The sequence below is a fragment of the Hafnia psychrotolerans genome (assembly GCF_014639435.1).
Classification (GTDB): domain Bacteria; phylum Pseudomonadota; class Gammaproteobacteria; order Enterobacterales; family Enterobacteriaceae; genus Ewingella; species Ewingella psychrotolerans.
Genome location: NZ_BMFZ01000006.1, coordinates 271,219 through 294,007 on the forward strand (window position 1 = coordinate 271,219; position 22,789 = coordinate 294,007).

General features: G+C 47.8%; 23 protein-coding genes and 1 pseudogene. 7 read left to right on the forward strand and 17 right to left on the reverse strand.

What is annotated here, in order from left to right:
* The first annotated feature begins 17 nt into the window (after positions 1-17).
* Positions 18-569, forward strand: coding sequence for a helix-turn-helix domain-containing protein (locus IEV89_RS13075; protein ID WP_188473951.1), 552 nt, complete (start codon positions 18-20; stop codon positions 567-569).
* A gap of 296 nt (positions 570-865) precedes the next feature.
* On the opposite strand, the gene IEV89_RS13080 is transcribed toward IEV89_RS13075, so the two are convergent.
* Positions 866-1,630: a DUF481 domain-containing protein gene (locus tag IEV89_RS13080; protein WP_188473952.1), complete on the reverse strand. Its 765-nt coding sequence runs from the start codon at positions 1,628-1,630 to the stop codon at positions 866-868.
* Between the two features lie 492 nt (positions 1,631-2,122).
* Between IEV89_RS13080 and nadE the strand changes: the two genes are divergently transcribed.
* Together nadE and IEV89_RS13090 are read left to right on the forward strand one after the other, a co-directional pair.
* On the forward strand, positions 2,123-2,953 hold the full coding sequence (gene nadE / locus IEV89_RS13085; RefSeq protein ID WP_188473953.1) for an NAD(+) synthase: 831 nt from the start codon (positions 2,123-2,125) through the stop codon (positions 2,951-2,953).
* 150 nt (positions 2,954-3,103) lie between these two features.
* Positions 3,104-4,297 carry a multidrug effflux MFS transporter gene (locus IEV89_RS13090; RefSeq protein WP_188473954.1) on the forward strand — a complete coding sequence of 398 codons (1,194 nt, stop codon included), beginning with the start codon at positions 3,104-3,106 and terminating at the stop codon, positions 4,295-4,297.
* Between the two features lie 7 nt (positions 4,298-4,304).
* Here the strand turns inward: IEV89_RS13090 and IEV89_RS13095 are convergent, their stop codons facing one another.
* Complete coding sequence (locus IEV89_RS13095; RefSeq protein ID WP_188473955.1) at positions 4,305-5,606, reverse strand: D-amino acid dehydrogenase; 1,302 nt, start codon at positions 5,604-5,606, stop codon at positions 4,305-4,307.
* A gap of 573 nt (positions 5,607-6,179) precedes the next feature.
* Between IEV89_RS13095 and IEV89_RS13100 the strand changes: the two genes are divergently transcribed.
* A complete protein-coding gene (locus IEV89_RS13100; protein ID WP_188473956.1) occupies positions 6,180-7,715 on the forward strand; it encodes a SpoVR family protein in 1,536 nt (511 codons plus the stop codon).
* 76 nt (positions 7,716-7,791) lie between these two features.
* Here the strand turns inward: IEV89_RS13100 and fadR are convergent, their stop codons facing one another.
* Positions 7,792-8,511, reverse strand: a complete 720-nt coding sequence (gene fadR / locus IEV89_RS13105; RefSeq protein WP_188473957.1) for a fatty acid metabolism transcriptional regulator FadR — start codon at positions 8,509-8,511, stop codon at positions 7,792-7,794.
* Between the two features lie 241 nt (positions 8,512-8,752).
* Between fadR and nhaB the strand changes: the two genes are divergently transcribed.
* Complete coding sequence (nhaB, locus tag IEV89_RS13110; protein WP_188473958.1) at positions 8,753-10,327, forward strand: sodium/proton antiporter NhaB; 1,575 nt, start codon at positions 8,753-8,755, stop codon at positions 10,325-10,327.
* Between the two features lie 188 nt (positions 10,328-10,515).
* Entirely contained in the window at positions 10,516-11,046 is a 531-nt protein-coding gene (dsbB, locus tag IEV89_RS13115; protein WP_188473959.1) for a disulfide bond formation protein DsbB, read from the forward strand.
* A 73-nt stretch (positions 11,047-11,119) separates the two neighbouring features.
* Here the strand turns inward: dsbB and IEV89_RS13120 are convergent, their stop codons facing one another.
* A complete protein-coding gene (locus tag IEV89_RS13120; protein WP_188473960.1) occupies positions 11,120-11,578 on the reverse strand; it encodes a hypothetical protein in 459 nt (152 codons plus the stop codon).
* Between the two features lie 1,000 nt (positions 11,579-12,578).
* Between IEV89_RS13120 and IEV89_RS13125 the strand changes: the two genes are divergently transcribed.
* Positions 12,579-12,872 carry a YciI family protein gene (locus IEV89_RS13125; protein ID WP_188473961.1) on the forward strand — a complete coding sequence of 98 codons (294 nt, stop codon included), beginning with the start codon at positions 12,579-12,581 and terminating at the stop codon, positions 12,870-12,872.
* A 12-nt stretch (positions 12,873-12,884) separates the two neighbouring features.
* Here the strand turns inward: IEV89_RS13125 and IEV89_RS22040 are convergent.
* From IEV89_RS22040 to IEV89_RS13190, 13 genes and pseudogenes are all read right to left on the reverse strand, one after another.
* Positions 12,885-13,061 (reverse strand): annotated as a pseudogene (locus IEV89_RS22040) (transposase); the annotation flags it as partial.
* Between the two features lie 128 nt (positions 13,062-13,189).
* The gene (locus IEV89_RS21915; protein WP_373283384.1) at positions 13,190-14,485 is read right to left on the reverse strand and encodes a tail fiber domain-containing protein; all 1,296 of its coding nucleotides are present in this window, start codon (positions 14,483-14,485) and stop codon (positions 13,190-13,192) included.
* A 58-nt stretch (positions 14,486-14,543) separates the two neighbouring features.
* A complete protein-coding gene (cor, locus tag IEV89_RS13140) occupies positions 14,544-14,780 on the reverse strand; it encodes a phage exclusion lipoprotein Cor (RefSeq protein ID WP_188473962.1) in 237 nt (78 codons plus the stop codon).
* 125 nt (positions 14,781-14,905) lie between these two features.
* Positions 14,906-15,574, reverse strand: coding sequence for a hypothetical protein (locus IEV89_RS13145; RefSeq protein WP_188473963.1), 669 nt, complete (start codon positions 15,572-15,574; stop codon positions 14,906-14,908).
* Positions 15,574-15,888: a hypothetical protein gene (locus tag IEV89_RS13150; RefSeq protein WP_188473964.1), complete on the reverse strand. Its 315-nt coding sequence runs from the start codon at positions 15,886-15,888 to the stop codon at positions 15,574-15,576. Before IEV89_RS13150 ends, IEV89_RS13145 begins: the two co-directional genes overlap by 1 nt.
* A complete protein-coding gene (locus tag IEV89_RS13155; protein ID WP_188473965.1) occupies positions 15,888-19,031 on the reverse strand; it encodes a TipJ family phage tail tip protein in 3,144 nt (1,047 codons plus the stop codon). Before IEV89_RS13155 ends, IEV89_RS13150 begins: the two co-directional genes overlap by 1 nt.
* A gap of 9 nt (positions 19,032-19,040) precedes the next feature.
* Positions 19,041-19,571, reverse strand: a complete 531-nt coding sequence (locus IEV89_RS13160; protein WP_188473966.1) for a tail assembly protein — start codon at positions 19,569-19,571, stop codon at positions 19,041-19,043.
* Complete coding sequence (locus tag IEV89_RS13165; protein WP_188473967.1) at positions 19,514-20,239, reverse strand: C40 family peptidase; 726 nt, start codon at positions 20,237-20,239, stop codon at positions 19,514-19,516. Before IEV89_RS13165 ends, IEV89_RS13160 begins: the two co-directional genes overlap by 58 nt.
* Positions 20,239-20,943: a phage minor tail protein L gene (locus tag IEV89_RS13170; protein ID WP_188473968.1), complete on the reverse strand. Its 705-nt coding sequence runs from the start codon at positions 20,941-20,943 to the stop codon at positions 20,239-20,241. The genes IEV89_RS13165 and IEV89_RS13170 overlap by 1 nt, the downstream gene beginning before the upstream one ends.
* Positions 20,940-21,290 carry a phage tail protein gene (locus IEV89_RS13175; protein WP_188473969.1) on the reverse strand — a complete coding sequence of 117 codons (351 nt, stop codon included), beginning with the start codon at positions 21,288-21,290 and terminating at the stop codon, positions 20,940-20,942. The genes IEV89_RS13170 and IEV89_RS13175 overlap by 4 nt, the downstream gene beginning before the upstream one ends.
* Before the next feature lie 85 nt (positions 21,291-21,375).
* Entirely contained in the window at positions 21,376-21,858 is a 483-nt protein-coding gene (locus tag IEV89_RS13180; protein ID WP_188473970.1) for a type II toxin-antitoxin system death-on-curing family toxin, read from the reverse strand.
* A gap of 10 nt (positions 21,859-21,868) precedes the next feature.
* Complete coding sequence (locus tag IEV89_RS13185; RefSeq protein ID WP_188473971.1) at positions 21,869-22,048, reverse strand: hypothetical protein; 180 nt, start codon at positions 22,046-22,048, stop codon at positions 21,869-21,871.
* Between the two features lie 196 nt (positions 22,049-22,244).
* Positions 22,245-22,724: a hypothetical protein gene (locus IEV89_RS13190; protein ID WP_188473972.1), complete on the reverse strand. Its 480-nt coding sequence runs from the start codon at positions 22,722-22,724 to the stop codon at positions 22,245-22,247.
* Between the last annotated feature and the right edge of the window lie 65 nt (positions 22,725-22,789).

A 22,789-nucleotide genomic window follows, 5' to 3' on the forward strand; every position in this document is an offset into this window, starting at 1 on the left:
CAACAGGATTTATCCCTATGTCAATCGACCAGTTGATCGCTACGCGATTGCAGTCATTACGCAAAGCACAGGGCCTGAGCATGGAGCAACTTGCCAGCCGCTCCGGCGTCAGTAAAGCAATGATTTCGAAAATTGAGCGGCAGGACAGCAGCCCGAGCGCCAGCTTATTGGGCCGACTTGCAGCAAGCCTGGGTGTTTCACTGGCACAGCTGCTTTCGGAAGATAATGTGCAGTCCGCGCCATTACGCCCGCTGGCGCAGCAGGAAATCTGGCAGGATCCGGACATCGGTTATCTGCGACGTCAGGTGACCGCGCATGAAGTGCAAGGCGATCCCGAGTTGGTAGAAATCACCCTGCCTGTCGCCGCACGAGTTAGTTATCCAGGCTGGAATCATCAGGCTTACAGACAGCGCCTGTGGATGGTGGAAGGTACACTGAACATAGATTACGGGGCGCAGAGCTATGCTTTGTCTGCCGGAGATGTGCTGACGTTTGGCGTGGACTTACCCATCACCTTCAGTAACCCAGGCGAAAAGCCTTGTCGCTACTTGCTGGTAATGCACAACTGAGCTGGTAATCTCCAGGAACATTTCTTTTTTCCATCTAATTTCATCTTCGCCACCTCAGATCCAACAATAGTGGAACATGATTTTCAGAAATAAAGACAATAAATTAAAAGACATTTAATTTATTACATCGCAAAAGGCTTCTCGCATTACATTAAATAAATGAATCTTTTCAAATACACTTATCCAAATAAAATAGTCATTGGGCCATATATTCCATCTTTGAACGTAAAAAGCCAGTAGAGCAATCTACTGGCTTTATTATCATGACTATTAATGACACGACGCGGGCATCGACATTACATACCGTAGACCAGATTTATCGAGGTCACGGTATCCGTCTTATCCGGAGCGCTTGCTGGTGGTTGGGTGTTATACGTTACGTCATAAGCCAGTTTGAGTGAGAAATGGCTGTTGATAGCCACTTTCAACGCAGTCTCTGAGTTGTAGGTGGTTTCATCGTTCGCCAACACCGAGAAGGCTTGCGTAAATTGGGCTGTATCACTGATTTTATAGCCGTATACGCCGGAACCATAAACCAGAGCGCGCGTGGAGTTCCCACCCTGCTCAAACTCATCGTGACGAACACCAGGACCTGCTTCGAGATTCAGTGTGTGAACGGGGCCGTTCCAAATCTGACGACCATAACCCAGTGTTCCAACATCACGTGCGCGATAGCCATTGTAACGGTCGCTGAGCCAGCTACCCTGACCAAATACATAGTTACTGTCGTCGAGATTATAACGACTACGAGCACCGGCCTGATACTTCTCAGACGAACGGACACCTGATGATGTCGTGTTACGTGCAGAACCCCAGATACTGTTGGCAGTATTGGTGTTAAACCAGGTCATCGTGGTGTCAGCACTCAGCGATGAGTTGCTGGTGTTGCCGGTCTGCGCGGTGTAACCGGCCTGAATGTTACCTTCGAAAGGTTTTTTAGCCGTGGAAGGATCGTCCATCGCGGTAAAAATGGTGGTGTCTGCAAGGCTTGAGATACTGAACAATGCTGCACCGCATACTACGGCGTAAGCAGGTAAACGACGTACAACCTGAAAAAACATTTTGCTTCCCCATAGAATTAAGGCCAATAACACGTCTTGGCATTGACTCTTAACTCAAATTATTAACGCTCATCGAAATCACTCTGCCACTAATTCAGTTCCCTCAACCAAGCCTGGCAACTCCCCTCGATGACGCACGGACCCATTCAAACATAGAAAACTCGAACGAATATACAGCACCTTGGGGCCGATATCCTTTTTTAACGGGATTTTTTAGACAGTTTCGAGTGACAGTTATCTCCTGAAATGAAAACAACCTAAATCATTACACTTTGTTAACCTGTTCTGAAATTAAGCCCTGAATCATGACTTATTCACTCACTCACCTCACTAAAAAAGTACCGTGGTAAATATCTAACTTCACTGAACAGATTTCGACCGAACCCGACGCGGTATCTTGTCCTTTTGAGCAGAGCGAGTTAGCTTTAGACCTGTTGATAACATCTTATTGCACCGCGAGCTCCTCGCAGGCTGCATTCAGGAGGAGTGGTCATGGCTTTACAACAAGAGATTATTCAGGCTCTGCACGTTAAACCGAACATTGATACTGCGCAGGAAGTTCGCGTGAGTGTCGATTTCCTAAAAAATTATCTGCTGGCACACCCTTTTATCAAATCACTGGTATTGGGCATCAGCGGCGGGCAGGATTCTACTCTCACCGGTAAACTTTGCCAAACGGCAATTAGTGAGTTACGCGCAGAAACCGCCGATGATGATTACCAGTTCATTGCTGTACGTTTACCCTATGGTGTGCAGGCTGACGAGTCAGACTGTGTCGATGCGATTGCCTTTATCAAACCCGATCAAGTTCTTACCGTAAATATCAAAGAAGCCGTACTGGCCAGTGAAGCCACTCTGCGGGCGATCGGCATAGAGTTAAGCGATTTTATAAAAGGCAATGAAAAAGCACGCGAACGGATGAAAGCGCAGTACAGCATCGCGGGTATGAAGAAAGGCGTGGTGGTCGGCACCGATCACGCGGCTGAGGCTGTGACAGGTTTCTTCACCAAATACGGCGACGGTGGCACTGACATTAATCCGATTTTTCGGCTGAACAAACGTCAGGGTAAAGCACTGCTCCATTATCTCGGCTGCCCTGCACACTTATATACCAAGGTACCAACGGCTGACCTGGAAGAAAACCGCCCTTCTCTACCAGACGAAGTGGCGCTTGGCGTTACCTACGAGTTGATTGATGATTACCTCGAAGGCAAAAAAATCGACGACAAGTCCGCTGCTATTATTGATGGGTGGTACACACGGACTGAACATAAGCGCCAGCCGCCGGTCACGGTATTTGACGACTTCTGGAAGAAAAAATAACCTTCGGTTGAACGCCCAAACCGTCACGGGCACCACCGCGGTGCCCGGATCTTATTAACCATCGTCTCCCAATATTTAACCACTTCTTTCCATCCTCGGATGAAATCATTACTCTTATCCTCCTTTCGAACATGGACTGTGGTGTTTTCTATGCAAAAATTCCTTTTCTTGCTATTGAGCCTTGTCCTTCTGGGACCTTTAGGGATAGATCTCTATCTGCCGGCTATTCCGGCTATCGCCCAAGGGTTAAACAGTTCGGAAGTGGTGATTCAATCCTCTATCTCATTGTTCATTCTGGTCATGGGGTTAGGTCAGTTGATTGCGGGTCCGTTGGTTGACCGCTTTGGTCGCCGCCCGATCGCGATTATCGGCGTGTTGATCTATCTGGTCGGTGCTGTCGTTGCCGCCACGTCGGTATCATCAGTCATGTTTATGCTTTCACGCGTTATTCAGGGCCTGGCGGTCTGCTGCACATCAGTCGTGGTTTTCAGCGGCGTGCGTGACCAAATGAGCGGTAACGAAGCGGCACGGGCTTATGGTTTTCTTAACGGTACATTGAATATTGTCCCGGCCTTAGCCCCGCTGGTTGGCGGTTTAATCGCCCAATATTATGGCTGGCGCGCACCTTTTTGGGCGCTGTCGGGTTACACCATCGCGGTGCTGACCCTGATTTTGTTCAAACTCCCGGAAACCCGCCCTGCGGATACGCAATCAGGTGGGGTTCTGCCGTTTAAACAATACGCGAGAATTTTGCTTAATAAACGTTTCATCACGTTTGCGGCCGTCAATGCAGGTGCCATGGGTATGGCCCTTACGTATGTTTCTTTGGCACCAACAGTGCTGATGAGTCAGGCCGGGCTGACGCCGTTTGAGTTCTCACTGGTATTTGGTGCCAACGGTTTCTGGATCATGGCGGTGAGCCTTCTTGCCAATCGTATTATCCAAAAAGTAGGGAGACCTCTTTGTCTGGCGAGTGGAAGCTTGTTGATGTTTATGGGATGCGCAGGATTAATAGCCGGTCTGACGCTGGTTGATCCAGAAGCGCAACACGCCACATGGCTATATATGATCCCTGTTGCCAGCGCCTGTGCCGGTCTGGCATTCCTGATGGGTACGGCCACCCGTTATGCGCTAGAGCCATTTTCCAATGAAGCGGGCGTGGCATCGGCTTTAGTGGGATCGGTACAAATGACGGGAGGTGCACTGTTCGGTTTTATTGCGATGGCTCTGCCAGTACAACCCAAACTAAGCCTCGCGCTGGTGATGATGGCCGGAGGATGCCTTGCACTCCTTGCGCGTCGAGCCAGTAAAAGCTCAGCGGGCCGCCTGACCCGCCTCGGTTAATCTTGTATTACCCTATCGGATGCATCTTATGAACAGTAGGATGCGTTGTTGCAAAGTCAGCGCTATAGCGTTCAACGGCCAGGTCATCAGCAGGGATCGCTGGAGTAGCACCTGAAAGAATGTCTGCCAACAACTGACCGGAGCCACACGCCATGGTCCAGCCCAGCGTACCGTGGCCAGTGTTAAGAAACAGGTTCTTGATACGCGTTTTGCCAACAATCGGCGTACCGTCTGGCGTCATCGGCCGCAGCCCAGTCCAAAAAGTGGCCTGTTCAATGTTGCCCCCCTGCGGATACAGATCCCGAACCACCATTTCCAGCGTTTCACGCCGCGCTTTGGCTAACTGGGTATTGAATCCGACAATTTCAGCCATTCCGCCCACACGAATGCGATCATCAAAACGGGTAATAGCGATTTTATAGGTCTCGTCCAGTACAGTCGAATATGGCGCAGCAGCAGGATCAGTGATCGGGATCGTCAATGAATAGCCTTTCAGCGGATACACTGGAATGGATATCAAATCGGCCAGCAACGCAGTGGAATAGGAACCAAACGCCACCACATAAGCGTCACCCTTCACCACGTCAGTCCCGCACTGCACACCGCTTACCTGCCCATTGGCTACCAATAATTTATCTACGCTGCGGTTAAATTCGAAGACAACCCCGGCCTGACGCGCCATTTCTGCCAGTTGACGGGTAAACAGTTGGCAGTCACCGGTTTCGTCATTTGGTAAACGCAAGCCCCCCGTCAGTTTGTGAGCAACCTGTGCCAGCGCTGGTTCGACGGTCGCCAGTTGGTTAGCTTCCAGCAGTTGATAAGGCACGCCGGCTTCCTGCAAAACAGCAATGTCTTTCGACGCGCTTTCAAACTGTTGCGCCGTGCGGAACAGCTGCAATGTGCCACCCTGGCGCCCTTCGTACTGAATGCCCGTATCTTCGCGCAACGCCTTCAGACAGTCACGGCTGTATTCCGCCAGTCTAACCATTCGACTTTTGTTGATCTGGTAGTGATCCATATTACAGTTGCGCAGCATTTGATACATCCACTGCAACTGAAAGCGGCTGCCATCCAGGCGTATAGCCAGAGGTGCATGGCGCTGAAACATCCATTTAATGGCCTTCAGAGGAACCCCTGGTGCCGCCCACGGTGCGGCATAACCTGGGGAAATCTGCCCGGCATTACCTGCGCTAGTCTCTTCCGCAGGCCCAGCCTGCCGGTCGATAACGGTGACCTGATGACCAGCCTTCGCCAGATACCAGGCGCTGGCGACACCGACAACACCACTGCCCAAAATTATCACACGCATACTCAACTCCAGTAGAAGGCAATATAAAGCATAATATCCTGTGAGCAGGAAACTAACCCGATGGTGTAAAACTGCCAACACCAGAAGCCATAACCGTGATGTATTTCACAATTATTTATCGTTGATCTGACGCTGTTTTTCAATAGCTGCTTAAAAATAACAATAATTCCCCATAATCAGCCCGCCGTGGCATGAAATCGAGATTCTGGTTGCCGTTGTATGAATGAGTCGCTATTTAGCATTAGCGTTTAACGCCTTAATAATTTCGTTATTTAATTCCAGAAAAAACCCATATATATAGAACATTATTCTAAATCAGTGACATTGAATGATATCTTCATGTCTTGGGTTAAGTATTGACTGTTTGGTGACTGAGGCGAATGATGGTTATGTCCTTTTCGCGCTAACGATACGCCCCGTTTACTGCGGTGCGAAAAGCTAAAAAAGCGTATAACTTCAGACTGATCCTGCATAACTTTCGTATTGAGCTACGATTACCTAGAGGCGCGCAAAGTAAGGAACAGTTAAATTAGACACGCGGTTGCGTCCGTAACTGAATGAGGGTGGCGGCTTATGACGATAAAGACCCAGGAACACCATACTGAAGATAAACGCCTGAGCGATGAACCCGACTGGACGTTCGAGTTATTGCAGACTTACCTCGAGGAAATTGATCGAGTCGCTAAGTCATACCGGCTTGAAACCTATCCGCACCAAATTGAAGTCATTACTTCCGAACAAATGATGGATGCCTACTCAAGTATCGGTATGCCAATAAATTATACGCACTGGTCGTTCGGTAAGAAGTTTATTGAAACCGAGCAGCGCTATAAGCACGGACAGCAAGGGCTAGCCTATGAGATTGTCATCAACTCAAACCCCTGCATTGCCTATCTGATGGAAGAAAACACCATGACCATGCAGGCTTTGGTCATGGCGCACGCCTGTTACGGGCATAACTCTTTCTTTAAGAACAACTACCTTTTTCGCAGTTGGACGGATGCGAGTTCAATTGTGGATTATCTGCTCTTTGCGCGCCGCTACATTAGCCAGTGTGAGGAACGTTATGGTGTTGAAGACGTGGAGCGCTTGCTCGACTCCTGCCATGCGCTGATGAACTACGGGGTTGATCGCTACAAAAGACCGCAAAAAATTTCATTGTTAGAAGAGAAGGCAAGACAGGAAAGCCGTGAGACCTATCTGCAAAGTCAGGTAAACTCACTGTGGAAAACGCTACCGCGTAAAGACAACGTTGATGAGCCAGAACAAGTTCGTCGTTTTCCGTCCGAGCCGCAGGAAAATATCCTCTATTTTATGGAAAAAAATGCGCCGCTTCTGGAACCCTGGCAACGAGAAATATTGCGGATTGTGCGCAAAATCAGTCAGTATTTTTATCCGCAGAAACAGACTCAGGTCATGAACGAGGGCTGGGCAACCTTCTGGCATTACACCATTCTTAACCATCTGTATGACGAAGGGAAAGTGTCGGAGAAATTCATCCTGGAATTCCTCCACAGCCATACTAATGTGATATTCCAACCGCCGTACAACAGCCCTTACTATAATGGGATAAACCCTTACGCACTGGGGTTTGCCATGTTCCAGGACATCAAACGTATCTGTGAGTCACCGACGGATGAAGACCGTTACTGGTTCCCGGACATCGCAGGATCCGACTGGCTGGAGACGCTGCATTTTGCTATGCGCGATTTCAAGGATGAAAGCTTTATTAGCCAGTTTCTCTCGCCGAAAGTGATGCGTGACTTCAAACTGTTCACCGTTCTCGACGACGACCACAATAATTACCTGGAAATAGCAGCAATTCATAATGAAGAAGGTTACCGGGCGATCCGCCAAGAGTTGTCTGCCCAATATAATCTGAGTGATCATGAACCTAATATTCAGGTCTGGAATGTGGATTTGCGCGGTGACCGTTCTCTGACATTGCGTTATATCCCACAGGACCGGGCTCCGCTTGATAAGAGTCGCCGTGAAGTGATGAAACACATTCATCGTCTGTGGGGGTTTGATGTCTTTATGGAGCAGTTAAATGAAGATGGGGCCGTAGAATTATTGGAACGTTGCCCACCTCGCCCGACACCGCTGTGAGATCACTACAGGCGGTGCTGTCTACCAAAAAGGGTGCCTCAGCACCCTTTTCTTTGTAAAAGTCGCGAATGATTGACTAACGTTTTTTGTCAGTCAGATCACCAGGCATAGCGCTTTGCATACTGTGCCAGATCTCACCACTCTGACGGCCATAATCTCGCACGCAATCAACAACTTGATCGTGGTTTTTTTCATCACAAATGCGGGAAAGTTTCTGATAAAAAGCGATCGCCAGTTTACGCGCATCAGGATTAGAGAAGTAATAACGACCAACGCGGGTATATAATCCGCGCAATCCATTAATAATCAGGCCGTAAATGGGATTACCTGAAGCAAAAGCCAGGCCACGGAAAATCCCGTAATCCAATTCGTTAAAGGCTTCAGAGCTATCAGAAACGCTCTGCGCTTTTGCCAGAATCTGCTGCGTATCTTCCGGGTTACGGCGCATCGCTTTACGGATGAAAATTGTGGCAATATTGGTTCTGACTGAAAGAAGATCATCGATAAGTTGCGGCACACTGTCGTGATCCAGACGGGCCAGGGTTTCAAGAATACTCAGCCCTGATGTTTCCCAAAAATTATTAACTTGGGTCGGTTTCCCATGCTGAATTGTCAACCAGCCATCGCGAGCAAGCCTTTGTAAAACCTCACGTAATGTGGTGCGCGTTACGCCAATTAACTCTGAAAGTTCGCGTTCAGCAGGTAGAATAGTTCCCGGTGGAAAGCGGTTGTTCCAAATACTTTCAATGATGTACTCTTCGGCGAAACCGGCAGGACTCTGTGCCTTAATAACCATTTTTTTACGTTCCGTTTAGGACTTTTTATAGGCGATGTATTTCAGCTCATCATACCAGACGAAAATGTCATGTTATAGCGCCCTTTCGGTACTTATGTTGAAACTGTGCATAGCGTGGCACTATTTCCCCTTAACAAAGCAGTTGCAGAACAATTTATTCATTTCACTCGCCTTCAGCGGTTGAATTGACTAGCCTATTATATTGATTTTGTTGCATTACATCCTGGAGAGCAATAACAGCATGGATATGACTTTTAGAAGCGCGTTCGTCAAAAACTTCCTTGGCCAATCACCGGCTTGGTATAAGCTGACGATCATTGCCTTTCTTATTATTAATCCTTTGATCTATTTTCTGGTCAGTCCTTTCTTTGCGGGCTGGTTGTTAGTGGTAGAGTTCATTTTCACCTTGGGCATGGCGCTGAAATGTTACCCATTGCAGCCTGGCGGGCTGCTGGCCATTGAAGCCGTGATGATTGGCATGACCAGCGCGGAACACATACGTGAGGAGATTGCATCAAATCTGGAAGTGCTCCTGCTATTGATTTTCATGGTTGCTGGCATCTATTTCATGAAGCAGTTACTACTGTTTGTCTTCACTAAATTGTTGTTGAATATTCGTAGCAAAATCAGCCTTTCACTCTCTTTCTGCATGGCCGCTGCGTTTCTTTCTGCATTTCTAGATGCACTGACGGTGATTGCCGTAGTGATCAGTGTTTCTATCGGCTTCTATTCTATTTACCACCGCGTGTCATCCAGCAGTGACGAGCAAATCGATGTGAATGATGACAGCCAATTTACCGAAGATCTGCATCGTTCCACTCTTGAACAGTTCCGCGCTTTCCTGCGTAGCCTGATGATGCACGCTGGGGTTGGGACCGCACTTGGCGGTGTAATGACCATGGTGGGTGAACCGCAAAATCTGATCATCGCTAAATCCGCCGACTGGCAATTTGCTGATTTCTTCCTACGTATGTCGCCAGTTTCTGTTCCTGTTTTCTTCTGTGGGCTACTGGTGTGCTTTCTGGTCGAGCGCTTTAGTCTCTTTGGTTACGGTGCACAATTACCCCAGCCCGTGTTTGATATTCTCAAAGACTATGACCAGAAAAACAGCGATAAACGTGACAAACAAGAACGCATTAAGTTGTTCGTACAAGCCATCATCGGCGTATGGCTGATCGTTGCACTGGCTTTCCATCTGACCGAGGTCGGACTGATAGGTTTGTCAGTGATTATCTTTGCTACCGCCCTATGCGGCGTCACTGACGAGCATGCTATCGGTAAAGCCTTCCAGGAGGCGCTGCCGTTTACAGCATTATTGACGGTGTTCTTTGCCGTCGTCGCGGTGATCATTGAGCAGCACTTATTTACCCCGATTATACATTTCGTTCTGCAAGCGAAGCCAGGCGACCAGCTTTCTCTGTTTTATCTGTTTAACGGCCTGCTCTCTTCGATCTCGGATAATGTCTTCGTCGGTACGGTGTATATCAATGAAGCGAAGACGGCGTTGCAAAATGGCGCTATTTCCGAACAACAGTTTGAACTGCTGGCCGTTGCTATCAATACGGGTACAAACCTACCCTCTGTCGCGACACCAAACGGTCAGGCTGCGTTCTTATTCCTGCTGACTTCATCTCTCGCACCACTTATCCGCCTTTCGTATGGTCGTATGGTTTGGATGGCACTCCCTTACACAATTGTTATGACACTGACCGGCTTGCTTTGTGTTCAATATTTATTGCCCGATATGACGACATGGTTCAGCGCGATGCAGTGGATATCTTTACCCAATATTAACGAGATAATTCCCTCTCATTAAGGACCCCAGGAAGGGCTTTTGTTAGATGGAATTTAGTAAGGCGGTTGATTAAAGGCAATTTCCTTACCCACTGCTAAAGAGTGCGGTTTATGCACTATTTTTGACTGATTTGAAATCAACGGGCTGGCAGCACGAATGAATTGGTTTACACTGCTTGCCAGTAGCTTAACGCATGGAAAAAATAAACTATGTTGCAATATCTTAATCGTTGCTCGCAAGGCCGCGGTGCTTGGCTTCTGATGACATTAACCGCATTGGCCCTTGAGCTCGTGGCGCTTTATTTTCAGCATGTCATGTTATTAAAACCTTGTGTTATGTGCATTTATGAACGTTGTGCTCTATTTGGTATTATGGGCGCTGGGATTGTCGGTGCCTTTGCTCCCAAAACGGGGTTACGTTACGCAGGTATTTTGATTTGGATCTACAGCGCGTATGAAGGGATCCGCCTGTCATGGGAACACACCATGATCCAGTTGCATCCTTCCCCCTTCGCCACCTGCGATTTTGCGGCACGTTTCCCAAGTTGGTTACCGCTAGACAAATGGTTACCCTCGGTGTTTGTTGCTTCTGGTGATTGCGCAGAGAAACAGTGGGAATTCCTGAGTCTGGGAATGCCGCAGTGGCTAGTTGTCGTGTTTAGCGTATTTATGCTGATTGGCTTGCTGGTATTGATTGCCCAGTTTGTTAAACCTAAGCGTCGGGATTTGTTTGGTCGTTAAGGTAAACCGTATTCTAAAAGATTGAAAATAAAAGAGGCGCCTCAGAAGGCGCCTCTTTTACATGATCTTAATCTTACTTTGTACGCCACAGACGCAGTTGACCATACCAGCCACTGTCTGTTTCATACTCTTGTCGAGTGCCGTTAGCATCAACAACGGCAGAGGCAGAACGCCCGGTCATCGTACAGGCAAGACTCACTCTGATATTCCGTTGCCCGTTAATCAGACGAAGATCGACATATTCGTTGAATTGAAGGGCTGCAACCAGTTGGCCATCGACACGGACATACAGCGGGCAGGTTCTCTCGAAAGGTACCAGAGTCCATTGGTCCATCCTGTGAAGCCGGACGATGGTTTTACCCTGAGTGGCTTTATCTTGATCGGTTTTATTCTGCTCTGGGCTCTGCGTTTTGTTGGTCTGGCTTTCCGTCACTACCGCACCATTAAGGACTTGTGGAGCCGGCTGATACGGATTTTTACCCGAACATCCGGCCGCCAAGAATACAACCAGCGCAATAAACGTTCTTTTCATTGTCGTTTCCTGAATTGACGAACCCAATTGACATACCAATATTTGATGCGGAAATGATAGCAGCGGGACAAACTAAGGCAATACATCATAGACAGAATGCCGCTTTTTCGTCTTATTCAAGAGCAAAAACCGCTTCATGTGGGTTTTCAACACCGACAAGTTGAGCCACCTATGACAACCAGTAAAAAATACTGCACCTTCATCGTTTTAATTGTTTACTAATTCCATGCCTTTAGACATAATCGCCGTCCACTTCATGTAGCAATGATTGGTAGGCCTCGAGCATTTCATATACTCGGGGCTTTTTCTTTTTTGCGGTTACTTCGCCCAACTCGGCTTATTCATGATAGGCGGTTGTCTGAAGACGAAGTGATGTGAAGTAAGTTTTCATCATGGTTCAAACAGAGTATTACCGCAAACTGATTCCCTACTTTACACGTAGTAACATCGGTTTGCGGTAATTTTTTGCCCCGAATATGCCCCGAGACATCTCAGCCCCGCAGAAAGAAATCATCCACGTTGTCATGGAATCCGCCCAACTAAGGTTCCTTCGCTCGCAGCGACAGCAGATACCCTATTCCCTGCCTCAGTGACATCGATTCCTCGATAGCAAACCCAAACTAGTCTTCATCTTCCTGACCCAGCCAGCAACCCCCGTACTATTTTAGTCTCTGGAAGAACACGTATGTGCCCGGCTTAATCGTCGGGTCGATCAGAAGCATAGTACCCGAATGCCGTGGTACCTTTCGGCGATGTACAGGCGGGATGCAGGACTGGTTCAATTACATACTTTGTTTAGGTGATACACGATTCAAAGTAGCCCTTTGCCGGATCCCCATATGCAGGCATTCTGGTCATATCTCGTCCCATCCTGTCATTTGCATGGGGATAATAATAAAAACGGGTATTCCCGATCGTGGTGGGTACCAATCGCGTTACTTCAGCTTTTATTCCTCTAGTGGTATCATTCGTAAAATCTGATTTCAGCAAGGATTTTAAAATGAGTACTGTTTATGTGGTTGTTTTATCATATATAAAATCATTAGAAGAAGTTGACGCTCAGATACCGGCTCATGTTGAGTGGCTTAAAAAAGGTTATTCAGATGGTGTGTTTCTAGCCTCAGGGAGGAGAATCCCCAGAAACGGTGGCATCATCCTTGCAAAATGCGACAGCCTTGAATCTTTGGAAGATCGCCTTAGTCAGGATCCATTCCAAAAATTGAACATAGCTAAAACTGAAATTATTCTCTTTGAAGCAAGCATGAAAATTCAGCTGCTGGAAAATATTTTCTGATTTTATATCGGCTTAATAGCTCACATTAAGCCGCCCGTTGGAACATTACGCCTAGTTTGAACCGTTCTTTATTCCTGAAGCCCCTTGATTTGATCCTGAGCAGCCGTATTTACTGTTCAGAGACTCCGCATTACCGTTCTATACCCGGTTTTTCATTGCATTCAGGATCCCGTAAAGGCGCTTTGCCACCATGCGGGCAACGCTGGCCATCAGCGGTATGCCAGTGTCTTTGGCCATCCATTCCTGCCACAGATCGCAGGCAAGCTCTTTTATTACCCAGCACTGACTCGTTTGAGGTAGCACCAGCCGGGCTGCTTCTAACCTCTCAGCCTGGCGTCCGATGCGGTTTTACTTGCTTCATATTTTTCATTTTTTGGGGGATTGAGAAGGTTAGATTCAACTTCTTCACTCGACTCATTTAGATCATCATTTGATAAATTAAACCCAGCGATGAGGATGTCCAACTTCTCCTTAGCTGACGCTGGGTCTTCCAGGCTAAATCGAAGCAACTTGACTAGTTCTTTCGTGGCCTCAACGTTAAGCGCTGTTAAGCCTGTATAATCCATGGCTAGTGGGTCTTCGATAATCGTCCCATCAGATAGTGAAAGCGGATCCCCTGTTTCACTGACGGTTTCTGGAAGAACCTTCCTCGCGTCTTGAGCAATAACGCCAGCCTTCCTGCTACCATTTAGGTCGTACGTCATGCCTCGAAGGGTAAGCATCTTACTCAGAGCGTTGTCGATGAATGACTTGTTAAATTTTAATCTGGAGTCAGATGTCGGGTTGAACGAAGCTGCGTAGCAGGCGCCGCTGCTACGAGCTACAAAGGTTGCAGTGCCGTTTTGGACTATACGAGTGCAGTGATAACTTCCCGAAGCCAGATAGTACTGAAGATATGAATTGAAAGATGCGTCCGGGGAAATAAATGTGAGTGTATTCGTCACGTCACCATTTCCAGCTGTCACCCTGCCGTCTACGGTCACGCTCCCACCTGATGTAGCCAATGACCCAGCCACTGTGAGCGCGCTAGTTACAACGCCGCCGGATTTGGCGTTAACCGTGGTTAGTCTCGAGTCATTACCCTGTGCGGCTGTCCCCGCAGTTGTTCCGTAAGTTGCTAAAGCAGTCCACGCATCGGCTTTCGTCTTAGCGCCAGTGCCTCCCTGAGCTATGGGAACTGCCCCTGAAACCAGATCAGCCTTGCTAGATAGTGCGGTGGTTATACTATTCCATGCTGGCCCTGTAAAACTGGATCCATCAGGGAGATTTACTGTGATATTACCCGTACCACTGAATACCTGCTGCCAGTTAGCTTTATCCAGATTCAGCCCACGAATAGCTTTTGCTACGTCCGAGGCAACTTGTGCCGTTATGCCAACCAGTGTCGCGTTTGGTACCGCTGTCCATGCATTACCCGACGCAGTTGGGCCACCATAAGCTGTGACCAGGGTTAACGAGGTTGCAGATGCTATTGCTTTGACGGCCAGCGTATATGTGACGCCGCCAACGATAACGATGATAAAGTCGTTAGGTTTTAAATCCGTGGTGAATGCTGTACCGGTGCCGGTTACTGTGTCTGAATTGTTGGTTAACGCGATTGTTCCTGCCGACATGTTTTGCTCCAGGCATAAAAAAACCCGCCGGAGCGGGTTTTAAATGAGTATGGTTAAGTCATTTATCGCACGTTGTGCGGATGAAATTATTTTTACTGACCCAGCGCCAGCCAAACGGGTCGCCCGCCTTATACTGAGTTTGATTAGCGATCTGACGAACGCCATAAATCTGTACGGACAATTCTTGCCCGCCGATGAGGGCGGTGCCACTACAAATGGGTTGCTGCTTCTCAAGCACGCCTGAACATCCCGTCACCGCTGCTGCCAGCCCAATCGCTAACAAAATCTTTGTCATTTTTCTGTCCCTTGAATATTGGATATCAGAACGATAACAACGATATTTATAACGGTATAATTGGTTTAATAGATCAATTATCTGAAATTGATCGCTCAAAACGATCGTTAAACTCAATTCATTGATTAATAACGCGAAACGTCGATTGCAAATATCTGATCTCGGGAGTTTGCGTACCCGATGTTGACAATCGCATCGCCAGGCGCAACGCGCGTACCTGCAGTAATTCTGGTAGTAGATCCGTTGTAATAGGCAATAGTATCAATTGGCGAAGAGTAAGGACGTGGCTGAGTACCTTGAAATACCCCAGTCACGACGCCCATAACCCGAGGCATCACCGCCCACTTCCCCGTAACCGTTTTATCAACTAAATACCCAATATCCGTAGTGGACCCAATCGTTCCATAGCCTGTCGGTGGGTTCATCACCTTCGTTTCATTGGTGAGAATGCACTGCCCGGCTGCGTTCCAAATCGCAACACCCCATTTTGGGAGAGGTTGGGGAATTACGTACCCGAAAATATAAATAGTTACGGTTCCCGGATTACCTCCTACGCCGGAGACTGCGTAGCTCAGGGTGTAGGTTGAGTCGACTTTACGGAGCCAAAAAATCACATTATTAACCGTCGCATGGCAGGCGATAATGTAAGGTGATGATGCGTTAACGGGTAATGTATATTCCCCCCCAGTGGAAGGCGTGAGGGCGATTTTTTGCACCAGACTCATAGGCGTTGTGTCAGGTGTAGTCCAGGGGTTCCCATACTGATCTGTAAATAATGCTCCCCAATTCGCCATTATGATTTCACCAAATAGATGACTAGCCAACATTCATCAGCGGTGTATGTCCCTGCCGAGTAATCGCCATCACCATTGCTGATCGTAATAGCGCCTCCTGAACCAGTAATTTTTCTGCGGGAACCAGAGTAAGCATCCCCTGTTATCGGGGATTGTATAGCTGCGACCTTAAATCCCGGCGGTACAGAATAGGAATAGGACCCTGAGATTTGACCAGCGCTCAGATAAACGGTCGCCACGACAAGCACCGGCACAATGCCGGTGTTGTTCACATTACCGTTTGCATCCCAAGTTTGAATGCCCCAGTTAGCCATCACCAATTCCCCGTTATTAAACCAACTTGTACACGGAGAACGCCATTATCATCTTTTGCGCTGATCGTGGTGTTCGTCTGTTTCATTGCTCCAGCCCCCCCAGCATTACCGAGGTTGATAAAAGTCCCAGACTTACTCAACTGCCACCCCTGAGTGGACCCGTCATAGTTATTTGATTGGATAAAATTACCTATTTTTGCATTATCAATTGTACCGTCCTGAATAAACGTTGATCGCAGGAATGTTTGACCGTTTACAGCGGCAAAAGCTAACTGGTAACTGCCATTGTTGGTGTTATAAATGGCAAAGTTATCTGCACTGAAAAGCGCATATGACTGAACGCTTCCACCACTCCCTTCCACTCCTAACTGCATTCCGGCTACATATTTGTTGCCGTTGCTATCAATCTGGACTTTCACACCCCATTGGGCCGATAACTTGCCGCTCAAATCAGCGTAGGCACTTGATACCTGCTGTACCGCAGCGGTGTTGGTATCTGACTGAGCCTGAATCTGCTCAAATTTCTCTGCGTATGCATGGTCATTATCAGCAACGGTTTGCTTCACGGTCAGAATGTCAGCCCTGTTACTGCCAACAGCTTTGAACTGGTGATCGATTGATGCATCAAGATTCAGGGCGTTCTGCAAAAGCCCTTCAATATTTGTATCAATATTCGAAGACAGCCGTTCAAATGCTTCAGATTTCCTGATGGCTTCATCAATATAATCAATCATGCCGGGGATATCGGAAGATGCTTTACCTGAAGCTTCCACGAATCCAGAAACCCCAAAGGCATTCTTGGTGCGGACATACATGTAATACGTAGTGTCTGCCTTCAGTGCGTGGAGAGTCCATTGCGTCGCCCTACCAAGAAACTGAGCCTCGTTTTCCACGTTTCCCACACTGGAAGCAGGTACCTCACCCGTGAACCAAAACTCAAATGACGTATCAGTGGTCGCGCTAACGTTCATTACTGGAACGATATCAGCGGAGAAAAACCCTGGAGTCCATTGAATAAAAGATGGAGCTGCAGGTGCGCCAATCACTAAGCTGATTTGCGTTTCAGCGCCCTTCATTCCATTCTCATTTCTCCCCCTGACGCCAAGTGAATATGCCCCGGCGGTGAGTCCATAAAATTCATAGCGAAACTGGTCAGTTTCGTATTGAGCCACCACCTTCCCATCAAGTGAGTAAACATATAGCTCGAACACAATCTTTTTCGTCAGTGTGGCCGTTTCCCAAGTGGCCGCAACTTGAACGGTTTCACTGTTCACGTTGTTGATCCGAAGATTTTCGATATTCGGAACCCGATACCCGTTTAGTGTGTCATTCGGAACATCAAACACCGCGCCATCGTCAACAATGGCCTGTTTATTTGGGTTGTGAAGAGTGGCTGAGATGCTATAAACCGAGTTGTTTTCATCCTCGGATACGCCCATTATCCGCCACAGCCTTGTTGAAACCTCCCCAGCGGATATAACGAATATAGTGCCGTCTTTGACCCATAGCGGCGCTGAAGAAAGAGTAATAGCTGATCCGGAAACTGATGAAATTACATGCTTAACGAACTTTCCATCTGACCCCATGATTGACATGGTGTCACCGTTTCCTGCCAACTCAGAAACGTTAGCGTCTACATTCAAAACCCTTCCGCTATGAGAGATAATCCTGCCACCAAGTCGGGTAGCTGCGTGGTCATTATCCATCACCTCAATAATGTCACCTGGCATAAATGCAATTGCATCGCGTGCCATTTTGAACGTGACCTTTTCCTTCTCAAGCTTCGCGCTTTCAACGAGCCACTTGGCCGTTCTCAGCGCTTGCCCGCGCGATGTACAGCCAAAAGCTTCAATAGTGGTTTCGTTGTACCCGTAGCGATCAATAAGCGCGTCATCAGAGTAATACTCCTTCACTTGCTCCCAACCGTTGCTCGGGTCTGTCCATGAGACGACTACCGCGTTATAGCGTTCAGAACGCTTCATTGAACTGTAGGAAAACAATCCATCAACAACGTTAGCATTGGTAACTGCTGAAACTGGGTCTTGCGGCCGGTCAATCATGATTGAGAACCGCATGCCGTCCCAGAGAGCAATCCCTCTGAACATGCCAGCGATATCATCTAGCAAATCACGAGCGCTCTTCTGTTCAGTTATATAAGCGTTAAGCGTAAACCTTGGTTCTTTACCTCCATAACCGTCATCTACTGGCTGATCGCAAAACTGAGAAAGTACGTAAAGGCTTCCATCATCGATATCGATGTACCCTGCTCGGCGAGCCAACCCATACCGGGTGTTTTTCACCAGGGCTCGGAATATCCATGCCGGATTGCTTGTCCATGCTGACTTAAACCCACCCAACCATAACCCAGAGTATGTGCGTGTTATCGGGTCGTAATTCTCCGGCACATCGACAATCAAACCGCGTAAATGGTAAGTGCGGTTTGGCGTGTCTGTGTACTGGTCACGGTCGATGACAGCACCGCAAACTGCCGAATATGGGTAAGAAAGGTTGTCATCAGTAATCTCAACGAAACTATTCCAAACAGTTCCGTTGGTTAGCAGATCGCTTGTGCTATCAGGGGTGATTCGTCGAACGCGAATATCGAATGGTTTAGTCTCGGGAGCGTCAATAACATAAGCCTCAAGATATTCCCCGGAAATTTTCCCCGTAATGGTGACCGTCTGAGCTACCTGAAAAGCGGAGTTGCCCGTTCTTGTTTCAAGAACTATGGTCACTGAAGTGTTCTTCTGATTGCCTTTGCTGTCCTGTTCTGCAAGAGAGCTGACGCCCACATTAAATCTCACACGGGTAACGTCATTGTCAGTAATGGTTCTGACCAGCGGCGTTGACTGAGTTACAGCGGTATTGATGATCGTTGTCGACTGTATAGCGCCAAATCCATTAATTGGTGACTGGCTTGCTGTCCCAGGCCTCCATGCAACGCTGACGCCGTTAACACTGACATCGCCGTTGGCATTGGTGACAGGAGTTTTATTTAGCAGGAAGGAAGATAAGTGATCCTGGTCTACCGGGCCGTATATTGGCCCCTCAGAAATTAGGTCGAGCACCTGATAGAACTGTTTGGATTTTAGATTATCGTTAATAAGTTTTGGAGTGCTACCGCCGCCGCCGCCTGAGCTCATATTTTCACCTTAACTAATTGAAATATCCCAGTCCTGATTGTTCGTGGTGTCGATACCAAGGGAGATAATATTTGACCCTACAACCATTTCGCCAAGCAGCAGAGGCACAGGCCTTCCCTGCCCGACCCTGTTCTCTGCGCTGGTGAACGAGTTGTTGGTGAGTGATCCGGACTGAGCTGAGTCAGCTGAAGTTTTGGTCTTCATGTGGGATGTCATGTATAACGAATAGGCAACAGATGCCACGGTGACCGCAACCAGCGTCCAGACTACCCATCCAGCACCGATGATCGCGCCTTCAACTATCGGGACGAATAAAATGGTCGCTCCATCCTTTGGGTGCCTGTCCATATGAAAATGGAGGTTGTCGTTATTCACATCATTCCCATCAATACGCATACGGATTTTGGTTTTGTAAAAGTCGCGCTTGAATTCAGGACACTGAGCAAGAAGGAGGCGTAAACCTTGAGCGGGCGTATCGACCTTCAAAGAGACCTTGCGGAAATGTCGTCGTAAACTCCCCGCAAATCTAAAGATGAGCATTGTTCATGCCTCCAAATGGAATGAGTTAATCTCAGGTATACAGGCCTTAAAGGCTCTCTTCGGCTTAATCGCCCTGACTGTTCGTGATGAATGACCAGGTTATCGCCGAGATAGACCATGGCATGACAAGGGTCACTCTCCGGAAAGGCGCGTCTAATCAAAACGTCACCCGGCTGGATATCTTTCATTTCCACTTCATAAAACCCATTCGCAGATAAATTCTTGAGGTACAGATTCTCCTCACGAAGCCACCATCCGTTTGTACGTTCAAAGTCAGGCAGGTCTATTCCGCAAAGGTGATACGCATCCCTGAAAAGGGTGTAGCAATCCGTTACGCCGTGCTCAAAGCGCCTTCCCAGCAGATGTGGCACTGGCTTGAACTTACGCAATCGTCCATCACTAACCAGCCACCATTCAATGCCCGTGGAAAGCTGCATCTGACGGTCAGCGCCAGAAAGAACAAGTTTCGGTTGATGGTGTGAATGGAGAACGGCGGTTACATCGCCGGTATCTTCTGCGCTTAACCAGTCATCCACACTGATCCGAAAATGTCGGCTTGGCTCTGGATGCGTATTGCGACAGGAGAATAATCGGTTGCCGTTCACAATAAGCCCGCATACCTCATCTTGAGACGATGCCGCCAGTTCAATGCATTGCTGTTCTAGCATCAGGAAACCTTAGCGGAGCCCGGATAGCCGCCGAATGGTAGTGCGCTGGGTTTGGGGAAACGTAACCGACAGCCAGAGGTATGCTTTGAGCATTTGTCTTTACTCATGTCTGAGGTCGGCACGTCTTTATCATCAGCCACAGCAGGTCCCGAGTAACCACAGCCATCGCCTCGATAAACCCACTGGCATACATCAGCCAGGATGGTACGCGCCGGAATGATGGAGTTATCGCAATCAACAGGGGTAGCGAGATTGTAGGTAACCGTCTCGAAAGTTTCCTCGGCCATTTCCTCTATGACATAACGAGAAACGGCTTCCATTGTCGAATCGGCGTTGGGATTACCGCCGGGGAAGTTGACCGCGTCGAGATGATAGACAGGAACCTGGCGCCGAGTAACCACCGCGCCCAAGGCATCGTCAAAGTCACTGTTAATGCCCGTAACCAGCCCGGTGATATTTGCTACCTTCATCACTGGCCGCGAATACGTCCCCTCAGATTTTGTCTCAAAGCCCTCAACAGCTATCGGATAGGCCGAGTAAACCGCACCCTTCCAAATTACGTTTCCGTAATAACCATTCGTGCCAGCATGGAAGCGGATAACATCCCCGCCAAACGATTGAAGATCCACTTCGAATAGGTCGAGCATCGCCCCTACACCGGTGTCAACGCTCTCGATGATTAGTTCTGCTGGGATGTCTCTCATCGCGGCACCTGCTCAAAATCACAAGTCAGCTCATGAACGCTGCCTGTTTTCTTTAATGACCACGACCTGCAAATAAACAAAGCCTGGACGCCAGTCATAGATGGTGTCCAATAGAACGACTCCACCGCCATTCTCGCCTTCAAAAATGCCTCGGCCTGTTTTGCATAATTCGGCCTGTCGCAGACCCCATCAGTTCCGATGAACGTCAGGGAATACTTATCCATCAGTGGATTAATGCCCTTGGTCTGACGCTGTTCATACCGATCACCAAGACTGACTACTGCCACATTTGGCGCACGGGAAACCGTGAAGCCTTTTTGGGGACTCCATGTGAATGTTTGTGGCATGGGTAACTCCAGATAATAAAAAACCCCGCCGGAGCGAGGTTGGGAGATGAGTCTTCAAAGCAAAAAACCACCCGTAGGTGGCTTCTCAAGATGATATATCAATTCTTATTTGGAGGATTTCGCAGATGCCCATCATGGGTTTTGCGCAAAGATCTCTCGAATCGTAGGGTCTTGACCAGTGGCATAGCCAGCTCTCCAGATCGTCGGCGTCATATTCCTTCCTCGCCATGCCTTCAGCAATACTTACCACCTCATGATCTGGCGCTGTAAGTTCATAACCGTTGATAAGAAGGAAGACATATCCTGACATCATAGCCGTACGCTTGTTGGCATTCGCGAATGGATGGTTTTGGATTATACTCTCAATAAGTGCAGCAGACAGGTGGAACATATCATCTGTCTGCTCGTAATATCGGATTTGGCTCGGTCTAGATTGAGATGATCCCAATCCATTTGGGTTGAGTACATCGATTGGCTCACTAGGCGTCTGCGCTTCGATTAATGATCTGTTGATAAATATCAGGTCATCGATAGACAGGTAGTTAACGCCCTCAACGTGTTCTGCCATATTTGCTTACTTACACCTTTGAAAGATCTTCCATGGCTTTTTCATAACGTGCGAAACCAAAGCCAAAAGCATTTTTGACCTGATCGTGATGCGTTGCTTCATCACTGATTGCCGCTCGCGGAGCTGCTACAATGCTCTTGTCACGAGGCGGAATGTACAATCTCTCTGCCTTTTTTTGTGCGTGACCCATGGATAAACCTCTCATTAATACATACAAGTAAGCTTCAGCATCGCTGTTGGCAAAATTACAATACAAACTGTATCGAGATCCATCATAGAGTCATTGAACCACCAGTACAATACCAATGGTGATAAATCATGCTGCCAGTGTCTGATACAACACTCATGCATTAGCCAGCCACAAAGCAAAAACCCTCAGAGGAGGGTTAGTTGCAGCTTACCGGTCGGCCTACAAAGATTATATCTCCATACGCATCGTTAGTATTTTTAATACGAAGAACATTATTATCTCTTATAAACACCCAATAAAGTTGCTTACCCGTATATCCACCGTAAGAATTCTTTGCGTTCACAAATACGCAGGAAGAATACCCATATACAAAATTACCATCCTGAACCATAACTTCTTTCCTAGGATGGGTCATACCGGAAAACTGAGCAGATTCAGGGTCTTTGAGAGCGTTTCTGATTGCGTCCTCTATTAGAGGTTTGTAATTCTTCGGATTCTTACCCACATCAGCCGTTTCTAGGTTGATGTTTTTTACTTTATCTGCAAATTCCTGATCATGCTTTTTTGCTAATTGCATTTTCTGATCATAATCTGTCGTCCTTGTCATGCCTGATGGTTGTGATACACACCCTGCAAGCACCAGTGAAACCATAAAAGCTAAAGCACACTTCTTCATACCCATACCCCATAAGTAACAATTCGTTACATGGTAGCAGAGGGGGCATGCAAGGCAATGCAAAT